We start from the raw sequence: 17067 nt of genomic DNA, 5'->3' as shown, positions 1-17067 counted from the left end.
GTGGCATTTGCGCGGGCCGCATATGCGCGCATCGCGCGTCGAGACGCCGAGCCATCCTGGCCCATGACATTAGCTGTTCGACTCGACCCTGGAAAGCCGGGGGTTGACGACTTAGAAGGACTCCCACATCCTGACCTTCCGTCCCATTCATCACTGGACTGATCAGAAGCTCCGCGTTCATGCGCTCATCTGTGTGCTGGCTCTGATGATTCTCAGCCTCTTGCGCAGGAAGCTCGAACAGGCAGAGATCTCGCTCAGCATCGCGAGCATGATCGAACGGCTCGCCGGCATCCACGAAGTCTCCGTCCTCATTCCGACGACGGCAAAGGGAGGAATCCCTCGCGCCAGCACGGTGCTCTCCGATCTCAATGCCGAGCAGCTCGCGCTCTTCCAGCACCTCGACCTCGCGCGCTTCCGCGCCGCGTAGAGCACGCGCAGGTCATACGCCAACGTATCGCTCTCGCGCGGCGAATACTGGCTTGCGTGAATTTTTGTGGCTTCGCCGCGGCAAACTCGGGCTAGATCTTCTGGACGCGGTGTTCGATTATCGCGCTCAGTTCATCTATCTGGTACGGCACGGGTTCATGACGGCTCCCTGTCGCGACCGACGTCGCTCCTCCAGAGCTCCGCCTACAGCGCCGCGTTGTGCACTCCCGCCACCGCACGCCCCGACGGATCCGCCGCGGCGGCGAAGCTGGCATCCCAGGCGATCGCGGCGGGCGACGAGCACGCCCAGGATTTCCACGTCCAGGAACGGCACCCGCGGCTCCACGCCCCAGGCCATCATCGACTTGGTGGCGCGCAGACAGTCGTAGTTGTACAGCGCGTCCAGCTTTCGTATCAGCTCCTCGTGGAACTCGCGCGCGTTCGGCGCCTTGTGGAAGTACAGGTAGCCGCCGAAGATCTCGTCCGAGCCTTCTCCCGACAGCACCATCTTCACGCCCATGGCCTTGATGCGCCTGGCCAGCAGGTACATGGGCGTGGACGCCCGGATGGTGGTGACGTCGTAGGTCTCGATGTGGCGGATCACCTCGGGCAAGGCGTCCAGGCCTTCCTCGAAGGTGTACTCGAACCCATGGTGCACCGTGCCCAGCGCCTCGGCCGCGACGGCCGCGACGGCCAGGTCGGGCGAGCCCCTCAGGCCGATGGCGAACGAGTGCAGGCGCGGCCACCGCGCTTCCGACGCGTCGTCGTCCTCCACCCGCTTGCGGGCGAAGCGCGCGGCCACCGCAGCCACCAGCGAGGAGTCCAGGCCGCCCGAGAGCAGCAACCATACGGCACGTCGGTCATCAGCTGGCGGCGCACGGCGCGCTCGAAGGCCTCGCGCAGCTCTCGCTTGTCCACGTCGGCGCCTTCCGCCGCGTAGTCGCGCCACGGCTTGCGGTAGTACTGCGTGAGCTCGCGCGTGGCGCTGTCGTAGTGGTGGCCCGGCGGGAACTGCGCGACATCGGCGCAGAGGCCCGCCAGCGCCTTCATTTCCGACGCGACGCACAGCCTTCCCTCGCGGTCGTGCCCCCAGTAGGTGGTCGCGTGTCACGAGCGCTTCGCACCTGGGCGCGAGTGCCTGCGGCGGGGGATGATCGTGGAGCTCGGCGGCCGCCACGGCGGCGTGGTGCGCTTCCTGCCGCCGCTCGTCATCACGGCGCCTCAGATCGGGGCGCAGGGGAATCCGAGGCGCCGGGCCGGGGTGCCTCAGCGTCGCGCGCGGCCGAGGACGAACCGGCTGCTCGCTGGCTCCGCGTACGTCGTCCACACGAGCGCGGCGCCGTCGTCCGCCGGCGCGGCCGCGAGCCAGGACAGCCCTGCCGGCTCTCTCGCGAACGCATACCGAGGGACGGCGAGCGAGCCATCGGCGTCCACGTGGAAGAGGCTGACCTGCGTCGCCTCCTCCTCGACGAGCGCCACGATGGCGCGGCCGTTCGACACGGTGATCGCGTGCTCCTGCGTGGCCTTCACGGGGTCGCGCGTCGCGATCGTCACGGGGTCGCCGGCGAGGGCCGCCTGTCCGTCGAGCCAGCCGACCTCGAAGCGCTCGCCATCGAGCCACACGCCGCCGACCCGGCCTGCTCCGGCGGGCGCGAGCGCCACGTCACGGATGCCGGCGAGCTCGCGCGCCGGGCCGACCTCCCCTGACGCGTCGATCGGCACGAGCACGGTCGCTCCCGCGTCCTCGCCGTCGTCCGTGATCACCCCGGTGGACACGACGAACCCCGGATCCGCGAAGGCCGCCGCGGCCGTCTCGCCATGGGCCGTGTCGGCGACCGTCGCTTGCCATGTCGCCTCTCCGTCTTCGTCGAGCAGCTCGGCGACGATCTTCGCCGGCGCCCACGCGACGTCGGTGCTCGCATAAACGAGCAGCGGCGGTGCGCCGGGCCTCGCCGCGAGCACAGGATAGGCGGCGTTCTTGATCAGACGCACCGCGATCTCGTCTCCGTCGGGATCGAGGCGGTAGAGCCACAGCTCAGGGTCGTCGCCCGCGCCGCCGACCGCCATGATGAAGCCTCCGGGGCTGGGCGCGAGCGCCACCCGCAGCGCCGAGCGCGCGTCCACGCAGTCCCACTGGCGCTCCAGCTCGAGGCTCGTCGAGAAGCGGGCGAAGCGGACTTTGTCGTCGAAGCTCAGCCATGCCGCGGCGAGCCCCTGTTCGTCGCTCGCCATCGCGATGTCGCTGACGTTGTATCCATCGACGCGCGGGCGCGCGCACGCGAGCTGGTTCGGGGCCCCGAGGCACGAGTCGCAGTCACGGACGTCGATCGAGCAGGTATCGCTGCATGCGGTGCGGCCTCCCGCGTATCCGAGGGAGCTGCACGTCTCGCTGACGGCGCCGTCGCATGCCTCGGTCGCCTCGACGCACTGGGGGGGTTGCCGTCGAGGATCCAGCAGACATCGCACGTATCCGGCACACCGTTGCCGCAGAACTTCGCGTCGGTGTCGCACACCGGGTAGATGTCGGGCGCGCTGCATGTCTCGGGGAACGGCTCGGCTTCGCCCGTGCCGCCGGGAGCGCCTGTGGCGCCTGGGTCTCTGTCGATCTTGACCGAGCCGCAGGCGCCGAGCGCGCCTGCGATCAAAGATGCCATTGCGCACAGATAAGTTCCGGATCGCATAGTGGTGTCCGCAGCAACGACCAAGCCAACGAAGAGAAAGAAAACAGCGGAGCGCGCGAGCCCGGCTTTGCTCGGCTTCAACTCGGCTTCGGGCCGAACGCGTGGCCCGCATCATGGCCCTCAATGGCCCATGATGACCCATGACAAGCCGGTTCGCGGCGCATTTTGTGCCTTGTTTCAGGAGCTCGCCGAGATCGAATTCCTCGTGGATCGATTCGGCGGATGTCCTTCACAGCCGAGCGAGCCGTCCGTCTTCGAGCAACACCCAGGGGGCAGAAGCCGAGTACGCCTCGGTCCCGGCGATGGGCAGGCTTGGCGCATCCGTGGGCTGGTCGAGCCCCTCGTCTCGGAGCCGCATCCCACGTTCGGTGAGGCGATAGACCCCCGAGAGCATGGGGTAGCCAGCATGAGGCGGCTTCGGGCCAGGAGCGCGCTCCACCGCGACGCCCGAGCCGTGCTTGGCCCATTGAGCGAGACGGTCTCCCAAGAACAGGTCCCCTGTGCAGGAGCGGAGATGCCACAGGTGCATTCGCGTTTCCGATTCATGAACCGCCAACGCCAAGGCCGTCTGCCACTCAGACGAGAGGAGCGCAAAGACAATCTCGTCGAATCGGCTGAGACGCAGGCATCCTTCTGCGGTCTTTCTTGGGAAGAAGCGCGAGAGAAGCGCCCATAAGGGAGCGAGCTCTGCAAAGCCTTCGACACCGGCGATGCAGCTGTCGACGAACAACAAGGGGTTCTCATCGACGTAGCCGTCCCAGAGGCGAACGGCCCGATCGTAGCGTTCAACGGACCAGGATTGCGCCTCGTCGAGGCGGTCCAGAAGAACTTCATCCGGGTGGTCGGACACCGACTCGGAGCAGGTAAACGGACGTGCCAAGACCTCTTGGATCGCTGCTCTCGATAGTGGGACTGGTTCAAAATCGAGGACAAGGACGTCGTGATGCGCGATTCCAAGATGGCGCAACCAGCTACAGGTCCTCCAGAGGCTCACCCGCTCGTGGAGGCTTGCCGATACCACAAGATGATGGGCGGCTCCCAGCGGACATCGGACGAACCCAGCCGATCCCACTTTTCGCCTGAGTCATCGGTGTCCGAATGCTCTTCGGATGAAGAAGAGAACCACGCCTCACGCGTCCGGGTATGCTCGTGCGGATCCCGGCGGCTCGGTCCGATGATTAGGCAGTCAGATGAACGCACGACGTTGGTCGCGCCAAGCTGCACCAGGCGCTCTGTGGTTGGCGTATCGAAGGCAACATGCGTCGCCGCGCGGAAGAGGGCCGCTTCTGCCATGATCAATAGAATCCACCCGCGCTCCCAGACTCCACTGTGTCGCAGGTGTAGGCCAAGTCGCATGCCGATGCGAGCACCACCGCGAGCTCGCCACACAGCACGAGCGCGCTCGCCTTCAGCTTCAAGCCGCACCCCATGATTCCTCCCCTTCCGGATGAGCGCACCGTTCTCTCAGCAGAAAGGCGGTGTCAACAGGCAACCTGGACCACATTACGTCCGTGCGGCCCGTGCAGGGATTCGAAGTCCACGGCCAGCACCCAGCCGGCGACGCCGACCCGGGGGCCTCCAGCTTCCTGGCGCTGCTCACCTACCGCGTCGGCAAGCGCGACCAGGCGACGACGGACGCCTTCATCGCTGACTTGCGAGCTCGCATGCTCGTGATGCCGCAGCTGACCAGTGACGGCTCCGCGCCGTACATCCCCGCCGTCGGCGCGTCGTTCGGGAAGTCGATCGACTACATGCAGACGGTGAAGAACTACCGCTCTGGCAGCCGTGGACGTCGCGATGACGACCACCGCTAAGAGCCGCCGCGCGACCCCTTCATCACGAAGTTCGTGGTCTACGGCGCGCCCGACCCGGGCAAGGCGTCGACGTCCTACGTCGAGCGTCTGAACGGCACCACGAGGCACCAGACCGGGCGCATGCGGCGTCTGTGCTTGGCCTTCTCCAAGCGCATCGAGCACCACCGCCCATCGGTCGCACTGGTGTACGCCTACTACAACCTCTGCCACGTCGTGAAGACGCTCAGGGTCACCCCCGCGCTTCAGGCCGGCACCACCGACCACGTGTGGAGCCTGGACGAACTCCTGGAGACGCTCCTGGCTGAGGCGGACGGGCCCGCCCCCGAAGCGCAGCCGCTCGCTCATCGCGAGCCTCCCACGCCTGCGAGGCCGCTCCCGAACGGTCGCGGGTTCCTGTGCCTCGTGACCGAGCCGACGCCCGCGTTGAAGCGCCCGCCGCGCCATCCGGAGCCGCCCCGGGATCGCCTCCGGTCCAGGCCGCACCTCGGCCTCCGCCGGTCCAGCTCGACCTGTTCGACCTCCTCGACAGGCCGCCCGCCGATGAGTGAGCTTGCGTACGGGTGCGCCACTTTGCTCGCTGGTTGCGGCACTTTGAGCAAAAGGCCGCACCACGTCTCCAGATGGGCGCGCGGGACGTCCAGATGGGTCGGGGGGCGCGAGCGGCGGGGGCGCCGACGGCGGCGGGGCACCAACGGCGGGGCGGCGGTAACGGATCACATGGCGCCGAGGGCCTTGCGCGTGGGAACCATGTTCGCGGGCGAGCTCGTCGAGGCCGGGCTGGGCGTCGCGGCCGATCGCCTCGTCGCCGCCGAACGGCAGCTCGCCGAGACCGAGCACGACCTCGCCGACCTCGAGGTCGCCGACGCGGAGGCGACGTGGATGCTCGGCGCGCTGCGCGACTTCGCGAACGTCTGGTGCCTGATGACGACCGAGAAGCGCGGGTGTCTGCTGCGTGCGCTCGTCGCCACGGTGCGCGTAACGGCGCATAAAGGAGGACACCGGCGTCGTCGAGGTCGTGAACTTCAGCGCCGACGCCCGCTCGCAGGAGGCCGCCGCATGACCAGCCCCGACTCGCCGATGCCGCAGGACCGCCACATCCTCACTGGCCCGCTGTTCCGCCGCCGCTGCTCGCGCGTGCTCCTCACTGAGCAACCGCCGCCCCCAAAACCCGAATCCGTGCGGCGCCCCGCGAAGGTCGCCCGGATGCTCGCCCTCGCGCACCACCCGCAGGGTGCCATCGACCGGCGCCTCGTCGCCGGCCGGACCGCCGTGGCGCGGAAGCTGGGCCTCACGCGGGCGCGGGTGACGCAGTTGCTCGACTTGCTCCTCCTCGCGCCCGACTTCCAAGAGGCCGTCCCGGCGCTCGAAGCTATCGACGGGGCCGAGCGGACGCTGCGCGCGGGGACGTGGGGGGAGCAGCGGGAGGCTTGGGTCCGGCTACAAGGAATAAGGAATCTGAGCCGCGACGCCGCGCGCGTCTTGATGGCGACCTATCCGCCGTCATACTCTGGAAACGGTTGGAAGCCTGCCCCGTCCACCGCCCGGGGGCCTGAATGGATGAGCGACGACATACTCACGGTCCTAGAGGTCGCGGACAGGACCGTCCAAACGATGGCCCAGAAGGGGGAGATCCCGGCGCACAAGGTTCGTGGGCAGTGGCGGTTCCGGCGCACGGACATCGACGACTGGATCCAGGAACAGACGACCGCGCGCCGCGAAGACGGCGGGCACCAAGCCAGCCCGCCCTCGCGCTGCCCGTCACGCTCGCCGAGCTCGAATCGCACCATCTGGGAGGCCGCGAACATCCAGCGCAGCAGTGCTGTGCTGAACAAGACCAGGCCGCTGCAGCCACCAGTTCCGTCCCCTCAACCGCTGCCACGATCGGCGGGCCAGACCTCCTACATGGTGCGCGACTTGTGATCGTACTGAAAAGCCAACGAGCCGGAGGCCCGCGATGACCACCAAGGTCCCGTTGCTCGTTCAGTTCGTGTTCCACCCAGCGTCGAAGGAGGTCGCTGAGGCGGCGGAATACCTTCACAACGTGCTGAACGCCGACCCGGCGGTATCGAGCCTTCAGGTGCCCACCTACTTCACGCCCGACGACGGCTCTCGAGAGCCGCCAGAGCCTCGTGTGGCTACCGAGACAGACCGCGCGCTGGTCGTATTGCTTGCCGATGACCATTTGGCCGCAGCCGCACGGCGTCCGACGAAGAGCGGAACGACATGGGGCGAGTACGCTACGAAGCTCCGGTCGCTCACGGAAGCTGCTGGGCACCGATTCATCCCGGTGCAACTCACGGTAAGCGCCTGGCCCGTTGACTCTCGCTTGAGTGATACGAACTTCCTGCGCGCGTGGGCGATCGACAAAGTCGAGCAGCGGCACAAGTTCATCGCCCGGCGCCTCGTTCACCTGCTAATTCGCCGGCTTCGGCCGCGCACCGAGAACGAGGACGCACCTCCGGTCACGATCTTCCTCAGGCACACGAAGATGGAGCTCGAGAACGAGCCGCGCGTCGTGAAGACGTTGCTCGCCCACTTGACCGCGACCCAGCCTGAGAAGACCTGGTTCGACAGCGGCGACATCTCGACGGGCTCGCGGTGCAGCAACGCGATCGAGAAGGGCGTGGAGGATACGGCTCTGCTCGCCATCGTGACCGAGTCGTACTCGTCGCGTTCGTGGTGTCGGCGCGAGGTGCTACTCGCCAAGCACTACCAGCGTCCCGTCGTCATCGTTGACGCAGTGCAGGAGCGGGAGGTCTGCGGCTTCCCTTACGCGGGCAACATGCCGGTCATTGGCTGGAAGGGGCAGGCACAGGACGTCGTCGACCTCCTCCTCCGCGAGGCCTTGCGGCACGCTTATGCCGAAGAGAGCCCGGCGCAGCGAAAGCGCAAAGGGGACGCGATCCTTCCGGCTGGTTCTGAGCTCGTGACCGTCGTTCACCGCGACAAAAGCCAACCGGTTCTCTGTACCCCGATCCGCCGCTCGGCCCCGAGGAGCTCGCCGTTCTGGAGCCGACCGGGGTCCGCGTCGAGACGTCTCTGGGGCGCCACGCACGCGCCCACGATCTCCGATGTCGAGGTCTCATGGTCGCGCTGTCGATCTCGGGCGCCGAGGACCTTGGCCGGCTCGGCTTGCGCAGCTCGCACCTGGATTCGATCTTCCTCGAGCTGTCTCGCTACTTGCTCGTGGCCGGGGTGCGACTGGCCTACGGCGGGCACCTCAAGACCAACGGCTACACCCTTCGGCTTGCGGACCTTCTGCGCGATCCGATCGTGGAGCAACTCCGGGGCGCCTCACGTCAAGACCAGGCCGCTCCAGAGCTCATCACGTACCTCGCATGGCCGACGCTCAGCACGGTCCGAGACGAGGCTCGACTTGGTCCGCTCGTCGAAGTGCGATGTTGCGATCGGCCCGCCGACATCGACGAGTCGCCCGATGCGAGCTTCGTCGCGTGACCGGACGTCGAGGTTCCCTGTGACACGGCCCTCCGGCGCCTCGCTTGGTCGAGACGCCTCACAGTCATGCGTGAGCGCCAGACGGCCGAACTTGGAGCTCGCATTGTGATCGGAGGGAAGCTCAGCCGCCCTGGAGATGCCTCTGTGGGTCGCATGCCGGGGGTGTTCGAGGAAGCGCTGCTCGGCATCCGAGCGCAGCACCCGGTTTATCTCCTCGGGGCGTTCGGAGGCTTCGCCCGGCTCGTCCTCGATGCCCGCGATGGTGTGCATCGCCCGGAGCTGACCTGGGCGCACCATCGGACGCTTCCACACTCGGAGGAGCTGAAGCAGCTTTATGCGGTTCGAGGACTCACGTGGGATGACTACGACTCCATCGCTTCCGAGCTGAAGGCGTGCGGCGTCTCCGGGCTCAGGAATGGGCTGACCGTCGACGAGAACCGAGAGCTCGCGACGTCTCGGTCGGCAGAGCGCATCGTGGAGCTCGTGCTCCGCGGCCTTCAGCAATGCTACCCGCCGGTGGCCACCGGCGACGCGGAGTGAGGAGCATGGCGGACCAGAAGAACATCTTCATCTCGCATGTGCACGAGGACGACAACCTGCTCCCGAAGCTCAAGGACCTCATCGGGCGTGCCGGCATGGAGGTGCGCGATGGATCCATTAACAGCAATAAGCCGAACGAAGCGCAGAACGAGGACTACATCAAGCGCGAGATCCTTGCGCCCCGCATCCAGTGGGCCAGCACGTTGGTCGTGCTAATCACGCATGACACCGCGCAAAGCGACTGGGTGAACTGGGAGATCAAGTATGCGATCGAGCTGGGAAAGAACGTCGTCGGAGTCTTCGCGCAGGGCGCCACCGACGCCGACATCCCCGAGGAACTTCGGAAGCACGGCGACGCCGCAGTCGTTGGTTGGCAGGGCGACCGCGTCGTGGACGCGATCAACGGCAAGATTCGTGGGTGGGACGACCCCGTCACGGGCAATCCGCGCACCACGCCGGACTGGGTCGTCAAGAGGTATAGCTGCGGATGAAGCTCTACTCGTACATCGTCGCACGCGACTACGGCTTCGCACCGAACCCGTTCTATGGGTTCTGCACGTTGGCGACGTGCAAGCCAAAGATCCGCGCCGGCGCGAGTGTCGGGGATTGGATCATCGGAACTGGAGCCAAGTCGAGGTATGACTTGGCCGGGCGCCTCATCTACGCGATGCAGGTGGGCGAAGTGCTCGACTTCGACACGTACTGGAACGACCCTCGTTTTCTCGCCAAGCGCCCCAACCTCAACGGCAGTCTCAAGGTCATGTACGGGGACAACATCTACCACCGCGTTGGCAAGATATGGGTCCAGTCTGACTCGCATCACAGCTTGGAGAACGGTCGTCCGAACAAGGCGAACATCAAGTGGGACACTGGCGTCGATCGGCTACTCGTCGCCACCAAGTTCGTCTACTGGGGCGCTTCTGCGCCTACCATTCCGAAGCGGTTTCGCCCCTTTCGAAAGACGGACGAGGACGTCTGCTGCAAAGCGCGAGGGCATCGCATCTTTGGGGTGGAGCTCGCCACCGCTTTCGCTGCCTGGCTTGAGGAACAGGGCAAGTGGGGCGTGCACGGTGAGCCGCTCGAGTTCGCCAAGCACAAGCGAGTTGCCACGGCCGTCGGCGCCAGCGCGCCGATTCAAGGGACACGTGGCGCGCGACAACGGACCGCCCGAAGGAGCAAACGATGAGCGAGGCGACTGCGGTGGGTTGGCTCCACGCGTTCGCCGCGCTGGCGGAGAGGACCGACCGGTTCGCTGGCAAACCTGATCACGCAGCACTATTGGCCGCGGGCCTGATCGGCGAGGCTGGAAGCGTGGTCGCGGAGCTGAAGAAGGAGCGCCGTGAACGGGAGGCGTATCCGGTCTACCGAAATCGGATGCTCGAGGAGGTTGGCGACTTCCTCTGGTACTTCGTCCGTTTGGCCGCAGTCGTCGCTCCCGGTCTGATCGATGAACTGGAAGGCGATGCGGGGGCCGCGAACCCGGCGATGGGTGGTCCCCGTCTCTCGGCGTTCCTCGACTTTGGTTCATCCGTGGGCGATGTCCTCGCGTCGATCAGTTCCTCGGGCACCGCCGACATCAGGCCGCGCCTCCGTCGCGCATGGGCTCTACTGAGCGAGATCAGCAAGGACGCAGGCATTTCGCTGCGCGAGGCCGCCAATCGCAACACGGACAAGACAAGAAGCCGCTGGCCGGACGAGAGGCAGTATACGCCCCTCTTCGATGACGGCTTCCCCGAGGAGGAGCAGCTTCCTCGGCGGCTTCATGTGGAGTTCCGGGAGCGTTCGCGCGGTTCCCAGAAGGCTGTCCTCCTCCGATGCAACGGCATCAACTTCGGCGACCGCCTGACCGACAACATCAAGGACCCCGATGGGTACCGCTTCCACGACATCTTCCACTTCGCGTATGCGGTGCATCTCGGCTGGTCACCCGTGGTGCGCGCGCTCATGCGGAGCAAGCGCAAGAGCCGACCGGACATCGACGAGGCACAAGACGGCGCACGAGCGGGCATCGTAGAGGAAGCCGTCTCTGCGATCGTCTTCAGCCGCGCGAAGCAGCTTAAGTTCTTCGCGGGCCTCGACCACGTCGACCTTGATCTGCTGAAGACCGTCAGGGAGTTCGTCGAGGGCTTCGAGGTCGCTGCGGTGCCCCTCTGGCAGTGGGAGGCCGCCATCCTCGTCGGCTACCGCATCTTCCGCGCGCTGCGCGACGGCGGCGGTGGCCGCGTGACGCTCGACCTCGTCGAGCGCCAGCTTGTCTATGCACCCCACGCTGCACACCACGAGCAGGCGAAATCGGAGCTGCCTGTATCGTCGCAAGGAAAGACATGAGCAACAGACACAAGGTCTTCGTCAGCTATCACCACGCGCTCGACGAGTCGTACAAGAAGATCTTCGAGCTTCGCTTCGGGAACGCGTTCGGAGCCATCGTTCCGGGCTCGGTGCAGGACGGTGATATCGACCCGAACGTCCCGACGGAGACCATCCGGCAGAAGATCCGAGACGAATACCTCCGTGACACCTCGGTCACCGTCGTGCTGATCGGCGCGCTGACCTGGCAACGGAAGCACATCGACTGGGAAATCGGGGCGTCAATTCGGGACACGAAGGCGAACCCGCGCTCTGGCCTGCTCGGCATCCTCCTGCCCGCGTACCACGCGCATCACACTCGTCTTGAGCGTGGGAAGTACAACCCGAAAACCATTCCCCCTCGGCTCTACGACAACATCAAGGCCGGGTTCGCGAGCATCCACAACTGGACGGAGGACCCCACCACTGTCCAGGGATGGATCCATCAGGCGTACCATCGCAAGAGCAGTGCGCTCCCGGACAACTCTCGGGCGTCGTTCGGCAAGAACCGCTCGGGCGACGAGTGGACCGACTGAGCATGCGAACGCCCTACGAAATCCAGCTCCGGAACGGGCGGGTGCTGCGTACGACACCCGTGTTCGACACGTACTGGCGCTTCGCGTCTGAGCGCCAAGAGATGTTCATGCGCCGTGTTTTAGGGAGCACGCCGCCGTGGACCGAGGACCCGATCCTCAGCGCGCATCGCTTCACGAACACGTACCGCGCTTCGGATCGGGTGAGTCAGTACCTGATCCGCCACGTGATCTATGAGGGCTCGCAGAAACCCGAGGAGGTCTTCTTCCGAACGATCCTGTTCAAGATCTTCAACCGGATCGACACGTGGGAGGCACTGCGCGCACAGCTCGGGACGGTGAGCTGGCGAGAGTTCACGTTCGATGCGTACGCGAAGGTGCTGGATCGGCTCATCGGCGACGGCCAGCGCATCTACTCGGCGGCGTACATCATGCCGTCGCCTGCGTTCGGGAGCCCGCGCAAGCATCGGAACCACCTCCGGCTCGTCGAACACATGATGGCCGACGGGGCCACGCGGAAGCTCGCCAAGGCGACCTCGCTGCGCGCGGTCTTCGAGCTGCTGCGCGGCTATCCGTCGCTGGGCGACTTCCTCGCGTTTCAGTTCGCGATCGACGTTAACTACAGCGAGCTGATCGACTTCTCGGAGATGGAGTTCGTCGTCGCAGGGCCTGGCGCACGGGACGGCATTCGGAAGTGCTTCAAGCATACCTCGGAGCTGACGGAGGCTGAGGTCATCCAAGTCATGGCCGAGCGCGCGGATGCCGAGTTCGAGCGGCTCGGCATGAGATTCCAGAGCCTATGGGGACGGAGCCTTCAGCTCATCGACTGCCAGAACGTCTTCTGCGAGGTGAGCAAGTATGCGCGCGTGGCTCACCCGGACGTCGAGGGCGAGTCGGGGCGAACCCGCATCAAGCAGAAGTTCACGCCGCGCCCGGCGCCGATCCCGCAGTGGTATCCGCCGAAATGGGGGATCACCGTCGACGTGCCCGCGACGACTCCGAACGGAGAAGCGGGCAGCGCTTCCCAGCGGAGGCCTGCCCACGCAGGTGAGGTGGCAGCGAGGCCATGAGAACGGCGCCGGCAACCGTTGCACGGTCTGTAACGATTCAAGGCGCGGGACGGCGCGCGTGGGCGCGTTCTGTCCGCGAGCCGTGCGATCGGCACCTCACGCACCAACGTGGGGGCCGCGCGGCGGTCGTCGTGGTTGACCCGGCGATCAACAGCATGCACGCGGGCGACCACCGCGCCGCGCCCGTTCTCGTCCCGTGGCCAGTTACGCCGCTTTGCATCATTTCCTAAGAACCTATCCCAGTAGGGAGCACCTGGGATCTTGGGAGACTATGTTCAGGAACATGCGGTGGTCCTGGCCAAACGTCTTGACATTGGCGTGTGACGCCGCAACCGCGGCAGATGAAGCAGTTCAAGGATGATGGCTGGAGGCTGCCCAACGCGATCTGGGCAGAGATGGAACCCTTGCTGCCGCCGCGCAAGGCGCACCCGCTCGGTTGCCATAACCCGCGCGTTCCCGATCGCGTGGCCAATGACGCCATCTTCTTCGTCCTCCGGACGGGCTGCCAATGGGGGGCGCTCGATGCGACCGGTATCTGCAGCCATTCCTCAGCGCATCGACGATTCCTTGAGTGGATTGAGGCGGGCGTGTTTCGGGAGTTCTGGCGCCGCGGGCTGCTGGCGTACGATGAGTTCATCGGCATCGACTGGAGCTGGCTGGCGATGGACGGTGCGATGACCAAGGCGCCGCTTGGGGGGAAAAAACCGGGCCCAATCCCACCGATCGCGCCAAGAGGGGCGCCAAGCGCAGCTTGCTGAGAGAGGCGTCGGGCGTCCCCGCCGGAGCGTGCCACACCAGATCTCCACCTCCTCCCGCCCCCAGGCCGACGCCGCCGCTTCCGGCGATGCCAGGAGGACGAGGAACTCAGAGTCCTCGAGGGCACTGCGGACAAGGGTGGGGAGATCGATGCCAGGCCGCAGGTGGCGCTCGTCGCGGGAGATCCGGATAGGAGGTCGCAGGAGCGGCTTCGCATAGGCCATGAGCGCTGCCTCCAGCCGCTCGGCGAAGACGCTGCTCCGCTGGTGCGTGTAGGATGGTGCTTGTAGGAGATGAACGCGCGATAACGTCGCTCCGGGGCGTACGTCGGAAGAACCGCCCGCTCGGTGACGATGGCCGCCCCGGCCGCGGGCGCGCTGGAGTTCACCGCCGTGGTGCTGCGCTCCACAACCCTTGCCTCGACGGAACGATCGTCGGACATGGGCAGGTACTCTAGCACGTATTCCACCGCCGCAGACGGCCGGGCACGCTCCCCGCCGGGGCGCTTCCGGCGCCGATCGTGGTATGCTCGGGCCCCATGGAAGAAGCGGCCGTCCGCGATCCGCTGCATGCATTCTTGCGCGTCCGAGACCAGGTGCTCGCCGGCGCCGAGCCGTTCGAGGGCGGCGAGCACCTGTGGATCGGCTACGAGGGCTCCCGCATTGCCATGGAGCGGGTGGGCGTCGAGTCCTTCGGGCCCTTCCGGCGGAGGAGCGCGACCGACGAGCTCACGTACGGCGAGATCGTGGCCTTCGCCGGGGATTTCTACGAGTCGCCGGCTGCGCTCTTCGACGAGAAACCCTCCGCCCTGCCCTGGCTCTGGGAGGACAACGATCTCAGCGATCTGATCGAGTCCTTCAAGCGCGAGGTGATCTGGATCGGGCTGCCGCCCGGGCTCCGGGGGACGTCGTATCCCGACGAGAACGCGGCGCTGTGGTGGAATGCCAAGCAATATGCCGAGCTCGCCCTGCGGAACACGAGCCACTTCGGGTGGCACAACGCGCTCGCGTACGTCAAGTGGCACGAGGTGGCGCTCAGGCTCGCGTCGACAGCCGCGAAGGAGGCCGACCGCAAGAAGCGCTCACAGCTCTGGAATGAGGCGGTCTACACGAACGGGTTTGCCGATCACTTCCTCACGGACGGCTTCGCGGCCGGGCACGTGCGGACGCCGGCGGCGCCGATCCGCCGGTGGGCTGGGGAGAACGACCTGTCCGAGAAGCTCGCCGGCGCGCTCGTGAAGCTCGTCCATGACCAGGACGGGCACGTTGGCGAGCTGCATGGCCAGGTCGACCACCGTGCAGGCGGACGTGGGCTACGTGTCGTCAACGCGCGGGGCGACGACTGGTACACGCGCTGCGACGGGCAGCTCTTCCTCGTTGGCACGCGCGATCGGGCCGTCGAGCAGGCGGCGCAGGCCGTGGCGGCGTCGGTCGAGGATCTCCTCCGCGTCTACAAGGGGGCTACCGTCACCGAGGGCGTGTTCGAGGCCACCAAGCGGATCCCCTGGCCCCATCCCGAGGAGCGGCCCCTGATCGAGAAGTTCCCCGCCAACCTCGACGACGCGACGGCCGAGGAGCTCTGCGACGGCATCCGGTGGTACGTCAAGCTGCCGGCAGTCGGCGCAGGCATCCGTCCACAGGACGTGCAGGCGTGCTGCTCGGCGCTGCCCTCGCTGATGCAGGCGTTCCGGCATGATGTCGCAGAGCAGGCAGCGAGCAACCCACTCGTTCGCCGCCTCGCGCCAGCGTTCATCGAGGGCTACAAGGCGATTCGATGATGCCTGCCGACCACGAAGATCGGCTCGAGCGCCTTCGCCGGCGCGGCGAAGTGCTCTTCCGGGACATGAAGCGCGCGCCGCGAGAGCACAGGCAGCTGATGGAGCACGCCTGGGAGGAGGCGCTCCGGGCCACGGACGGCGCGCTCGCCTTTCCCGATGCGGCATCTGCCGCCGCGCTCAAGACGTCGCGGCTTGACGCGATCCTGTGCCTGCTCGAGCGTGTCACCCGCCCGTCCAGCTGGCTCGACGAGCAGGCCATGTGGTTCAACTGGGCGCAATGCTGCCTGCTCGACGCGATATCGCACGCGGCCGGCGCTGCGCCCCGACCGCCCCCGCCGATCCTGGCGGTGGAGCCTATCGACTCGCCGCTCTACGTCCCTCGCGCGCGGGTCCCAGCGGCGTGGCTATCGCAGGCCACGCCCGCGGATCTGCCGCTCCCTGTGGTCCTCTGCCCCGGCAACCTCCTCGAGGAGCCGTGGGCGTGGGCGACCTTGTTTCATGAGCTAGGGCATCACCTGGACGCCGCGCGGGGCGACACCTTTTCCGTGGTCCGTGTGCTCGAGGAGGAGGACACGCGCGACGAGCTCGGCTCGTGGGCGAAGGAGAAGTGGGTTGGGGAGGTGATCGCCGACCTGTACGCCGGCATGCTCGGTGGGCCCGGCGCTGTCGAGACGTTGAGAGCTTCGCTCACAACGACGGCATTCTCGGCGAGCCATCCGTCCGACGCTGACCGGATCGCGATCCTCGATGCCGCCTGGACCGGCGTGCGGGACGGGGAGGCGCCCCAGGGAGACCGGCCCCGCGACATCGTCGCGCGAGCACTCGTGAATCGATTCCAACCCTGGCAGCGCCAGCTCCAGGACGACTGCGCGCGCCTCGAAGGCCCGCTCGACTCCGCGCGGCTCCTCCCGGGCACGCTGCGCCTGCGGCACGAGGCCGGGACCGGGCCCGAAGCGTTGCGCAAGGCGTGCCAGGAAGCGTTCACGTCTGGCCATCTCGGCCGCCCGGAGTGGGTGTTGACCCAGGCTCACCTCGAGACGCTCGCCCGCGCGATGCGGAACCTCGTCGAGACGCGGGTCCAGCCCGGCACCGAATCCCTGAAGGTGCCCCCCGTCGAGCTGTTCCTCCGCCACGACCGGATGAGCTTCATCGGCGCCACCCACGGCCAGTTCCTCGCGACGCTGCGCGAGGCGATGAAACACCGAACGAAGCGCTACGAGCACATCGAGCTCTTCGCGCTCGCGGACGAGCCGCTGCGGGAGCTGATCCTCGGCGGCAAGACGGGAGACGTGCTGATCGAGGAGCGGGACGAGAGCCTCCGGGCAATCCGCGACTATCTCACCCGGGAGAACGTCCCGCATTGCATCTACATCTACACGCAGCCGTACGTCTTCGCATCGTTCTGGGACAGCGAGCGCGTGGAAGCTCGCCCGGGCGACGCGCCCCCCGCGCACATCCACGTGAGCAGCGCGCTCTGGGGCATGGACCTCCGCAGCGCCGTGGGCCAGGACCTCGAGGCCCCGGCCGGCGTGCCGCTCCCCCCGGCGATGAAGCGCCTGGTGGAGGCGCTGGAGCAGCTGCGGAAGATGAGCCGCAAGCTGGCGTGAGAGGCCGGCCGAGGCGCCGCGCTCATGCGACATGCGGCGGCAGAGCGCCGGTGAGCCGTCG

At 66.9% G+C, this 17067-nt stretch carries 13 protein-coding genes and 6 pseudogenes; 13 read left to right on the top strand and 6 right to left on the bottom strand.

What is annotated here, in order from left to right; translation table 11 throughout:
• The first annotated feature begins 205 nt into the window (after nucleotides 1-205).
• On the top strand, nucleotides 206-427 hold the full coding sequence (locus WMF12_RS43065; RefSeq protein ID WP_437854516.1) for a hypothetical protein: 222 nt from the start codon (nucleotides 206-208) through the stop codon (nucleotides 425-427).
• Between the two features lie 300 nt (nucleotides 428-727).
• Here the strand turns inward: WMF12_RS43065 and WMF12_RS43060 are convergent.
• From WMF12_RS43060 to WMF12_RS43045, 4 genes and pseudogenes are all read right to left on the bottom strand, one after another.
• Nucleotides 728-1521: pseudogene (locus WMF12_RS43060) on the bottom strand (asparagine synthase-related protein); the annotation flags it as partial.
• Between the two features lie 171 nt (nucleotides 1522-1692).
• Nucleotides 1693-2892 carry a hypothetical protein gene (locus WMF12_RS43055; RefSeq protein WP_437873979.1) on the bottom strand — a complete coding sequence of 400 codons (1200 nt, stop codon included), beginning with the start codon at nucleotides 2890-2892 and terminating at the stop codon, nucleotides 1693-1695.
• Nucleotides 2893-3336: 444 nt separating this feature from the next.
• Nucleotides 3337-3957, bottom strand: a complete 621-nt coding sequence (locus tag WMF12_RS43050) for a hypothetical protein (protein ID WP_437854515.1) — start codon at nucleotides 3955-3957, stop codon at nucleotides 3337-3339.
• A 140-nt stretch (nucleotides 3958-4097) separates the two neighbouring features.
• Complete coding sequence (locus WMF12_RS43045) at nucleotides 4098-4400, bottom strand: hypothetical protein (protein ID WP_437854513.1); 303 nt, start codon at nucleotides 4398-4400, stop codon at nucleotides 4098-4100.
• A 299-nt stretch (nucleotides 4401-4699) separates the two neighbouring features.
• On the opposite strand from WMF12_RS43045, the pseudogene WMF12_RS43040 reads away from it, so the two are divergent.
• The 3 genes and pseudogenes from WMF12_RS43040 to WMF12_RS43030 form a co-directional block, all read left to right on the top strand.
• Nucleotides 4700-5469 (top strand): annotated as a pseudogene (locus tag WMF12_RS43040) (transposase); the annotation flags it as partial.
• A 199-nt stretch (nucleotides 5470-5668) separates the two neighbouring features.
• Nucleotides 5669-6841, top strand: a complete 1173-nt coding sequence (locus tag WMF12_RS43035) for a helix-turn-helix domain-containing protein (protein WP_437873948.1) — start codon at nucleotides 5669-5671, stop codon at nucleotides 6839-6841.
• A 34-nt stretch (nucleotides 6842-6875) separates the two neighbouring features.
• Nucleotides 6876-7586 (top strand): annotated as a pseudogene (locus tag WMF12_RS43030) (hypothetical protein); the annotation flags it as partial.
• 30 nt (nucleotides 7587-7616) lie between these two features.
• Here the strand turns inward: WMF12_RS43030 and WMF12_RS43025 are convergent.
• Entirely contained in the window at nucleotides 7617-7877 is a 261-nt protein-coding gene (locus WMF12_RS43025) for a hypothetical protein (protein WP_437854511.1), read from the bottom strand.
• Between the two features lie 128 nt (nucleotides 7878-8005).
• On the opposite strand from WMF12_RS43025, the pseudogene WMF12_RS43020 reads away from it, so the two are divergent.
• The 7 genes and pseudogenes from WMF12_RS43020 to WMF12_RS42990 form a co-directional block, all read left to right on the top strand.
• A pseudogene (locus WMF12_RS43020) lies at nucleotides 8006-8917 on the top strand (hypothetical protein).
• Between the two features lie 5 nt (nucleotides 8918-8922).
• Nucleotides 8923-9408, top strand: coding sequence for a TIR domain-containing protein (locus WMF12_RS43015; protein WP_437854510.1), 486 nt, complete (start codon nucleotides 8923-8925; stop codon nucleotides 9406-9408).
• Nucleotides 9405-10103: a hypothetical protein gene (locus WMF12_RS43010; RefSeq protein ID WP_437854509.1), complete on the top strand. Its 699-nt coding sequence runs from the start codon at nucleotides 9405-9407 to the stop codon at nucleotides 10101-10103. The genes WMF12_RS43015 and WMF12_RS43010 overlap by 4 nt, the downstream gene beginning before the upstream one ends.
• Nucleotides 10100-11245 carry a pyrophosphatase gene (locus WMF12_RS43005; RefSeq protein ID WP_437854507.1) on the top strand — a complete coding sequence of 382 codons (1146 nt, stop codon included), beginning with the start codon at nucleotides 10100-10102 and terminating at the stop codon, nucleotides 11243-11245. Before WMF12_RS43010 ends, WMF12_RS43005 begins: the two co-directional genes overlap by 4 nt.
• Nucleotides 11242-11799 carry a TIR domain-containing protein gene (locus WMF12_RS43000; RefSeq protein WP_437854506.1) on the top strand — a complete coding sequence of 186 codons (558 nt, stop codon included), beginning with the start codon at nucleotides 11242-11244 and terminating at the stop codon, nucleotides 11797-11799. Before WMF12_RS43005 ends, WMF12_RS43000 begins: the two co-directional genes overlap by 4 nt.
• Nucleotides 11800-11801: 2 nt before the next feature.
• Complete coding sequence (locus WMF12_RS42995; RefSeq protein ID WP_437854505.1) at nucleotides 11802-12866, top strand: nucleotide kinase domain-containing protein; 1065 nt, start codon at nucleotides 11802-11804, stop codon at nucleotides 12864-12866.
• Between the two features lie 341 nt (nucleotides 12867-13207).
• Nucleotides 13208-13644: pseudogene (locus tag WMF12_RS42990) on the top strand (transposase); the annotation flags it as partial.
• Nucleotides 13645-13672: 28 nt separating this feature from the next.
• Here the strand turns inward: WMF12_RS42990 and WMF12_RS42985 are convergent.
• Nucleotides 13673-14197, bottom strand: a pseudogene (locus WMF12_RS42985) (toll/interleukin-1 receptor domain-containing protein); the annotation flags it as partial.
• On the opposite strand from WMF12_RS42985, the gene WMF12_RS42980 reads away from it, so the two are divergent.
• Nucleotides 14161-15399 carry a hypothetical protein gene (locus WMF12_RS42980; RefSeq protein ID WP_437854504.1) on the top strand — a complete coding sequence of 413 codons (1239 nt, stop codon included), beginning with the start codon at nucleotides 14161-14163 and terminating at the stop codon, nucleotides 15397-15399. The pseudogene WMF12_RS42985 and the gene WMF12_RS42980 overlap by 37 nt on opposite strands.
• On the top strand, nucleotides 15396-17006 hold the full coding sequence (locus WMF12_RS42975; RefSeq protein ID WP_437854502.1) for a hypothetical protein: 1611 nt from the start codon (nucleotides 15396-15398) through the stop codon (nucleotides 17004-17006). The genes WMF12_RS42980 and WMF12_RS42975 overlap by 4 nt, the downstream gene beginning before the upstream one ends.
• Nucleotides 17007-17067 lie beyond the last annotated feature (61 nt).

It is taken from the genome of Sorangium sp. So ce363, from assembly GCF_051520435.1.
GTDB classification, from domain to species: domain Bacteria; phylum Myxococcota_A; class Polyangia; order Polyangiales; family Polyangiaceae; genus Sorangium; species Sorangium cellulosum_B.
This window is presented reverse-complemented; position numbering and strand designations above follow the sequence as displayed.

Bases quoted from the DNA above. Each gene is read 5' to 3' on its own strand.
- WMF12_RS43010 (WP_437854509.1), top strand. From the start codon at position 9,405: ATGAAGCTCTACTCGTACATCGTCGCACGCGACTACGGCTTCGCACCG.
- WMF12_RS42995 (WP_437854505.1), top strand. From the start codon at position 11,802: ATGCGAACGCCCTACGAAATCCAGCTCCGGAACGGGCGGGTGCTGCGT.
- WMF12_RS43000 (WP_437854506.1), top strand. From the start codon at position 11,242: ATGAGCAACAGACACAAGGTCTTCGTCAGCTATCACCACGCGCTCGAC.
- WMF12_RS43035 (WP_437873948.1), top strand. From the start codon at position 5,669: ATGTTCGCGGGCGAGCTCGTCGAGGCCGGGCTGGGCGTCGCGGCCGAT.
- WMF12_RS43045 (WP_437854513.1), bottom strand. From the start codon at position 4,400: ATGGCAGAAGCGGCCCTCTTCCGCGCGGCGACGCATGTTGCCTTCGAT.
- WMF12_RS43065 (WP_437854516.1), top strand. From the start codon at position 206: ATGATTCTCAGCCTCTTGCGCAGGAAGCTCGAACAGGCAGAGATCTCG.
- WMF12_RS43005 (WP_437854507.1), top strand. From the start codon at position 10,100: ATGAGCGAGGCGACTGCGGTGGGTTGGCTCCACGCGTTCGCCGCGCTG.
- WMF12_RS42975 (WP_437854502.1), top strand. From the start codon at position 15,396: ATGATGCCTGCCGACCACGAAGATCGGCTCGAGCGCCTTCGCCGGCGC.
- WMF12_RS42980 (WP_437854504.1), top strand. From the start codon at position 14,161: ATGGAAGAAGCGGCCGTCCGCGATCCGCTGCATGCATTCTTGCGCGTC.
- WMF12_RS43015 (WP_437854510.1), top strand. From the start codon at position 8,923: ATGGCGGACCAGAAGAACATCTTCATCTCGCATGTGCACGAGGACGAC.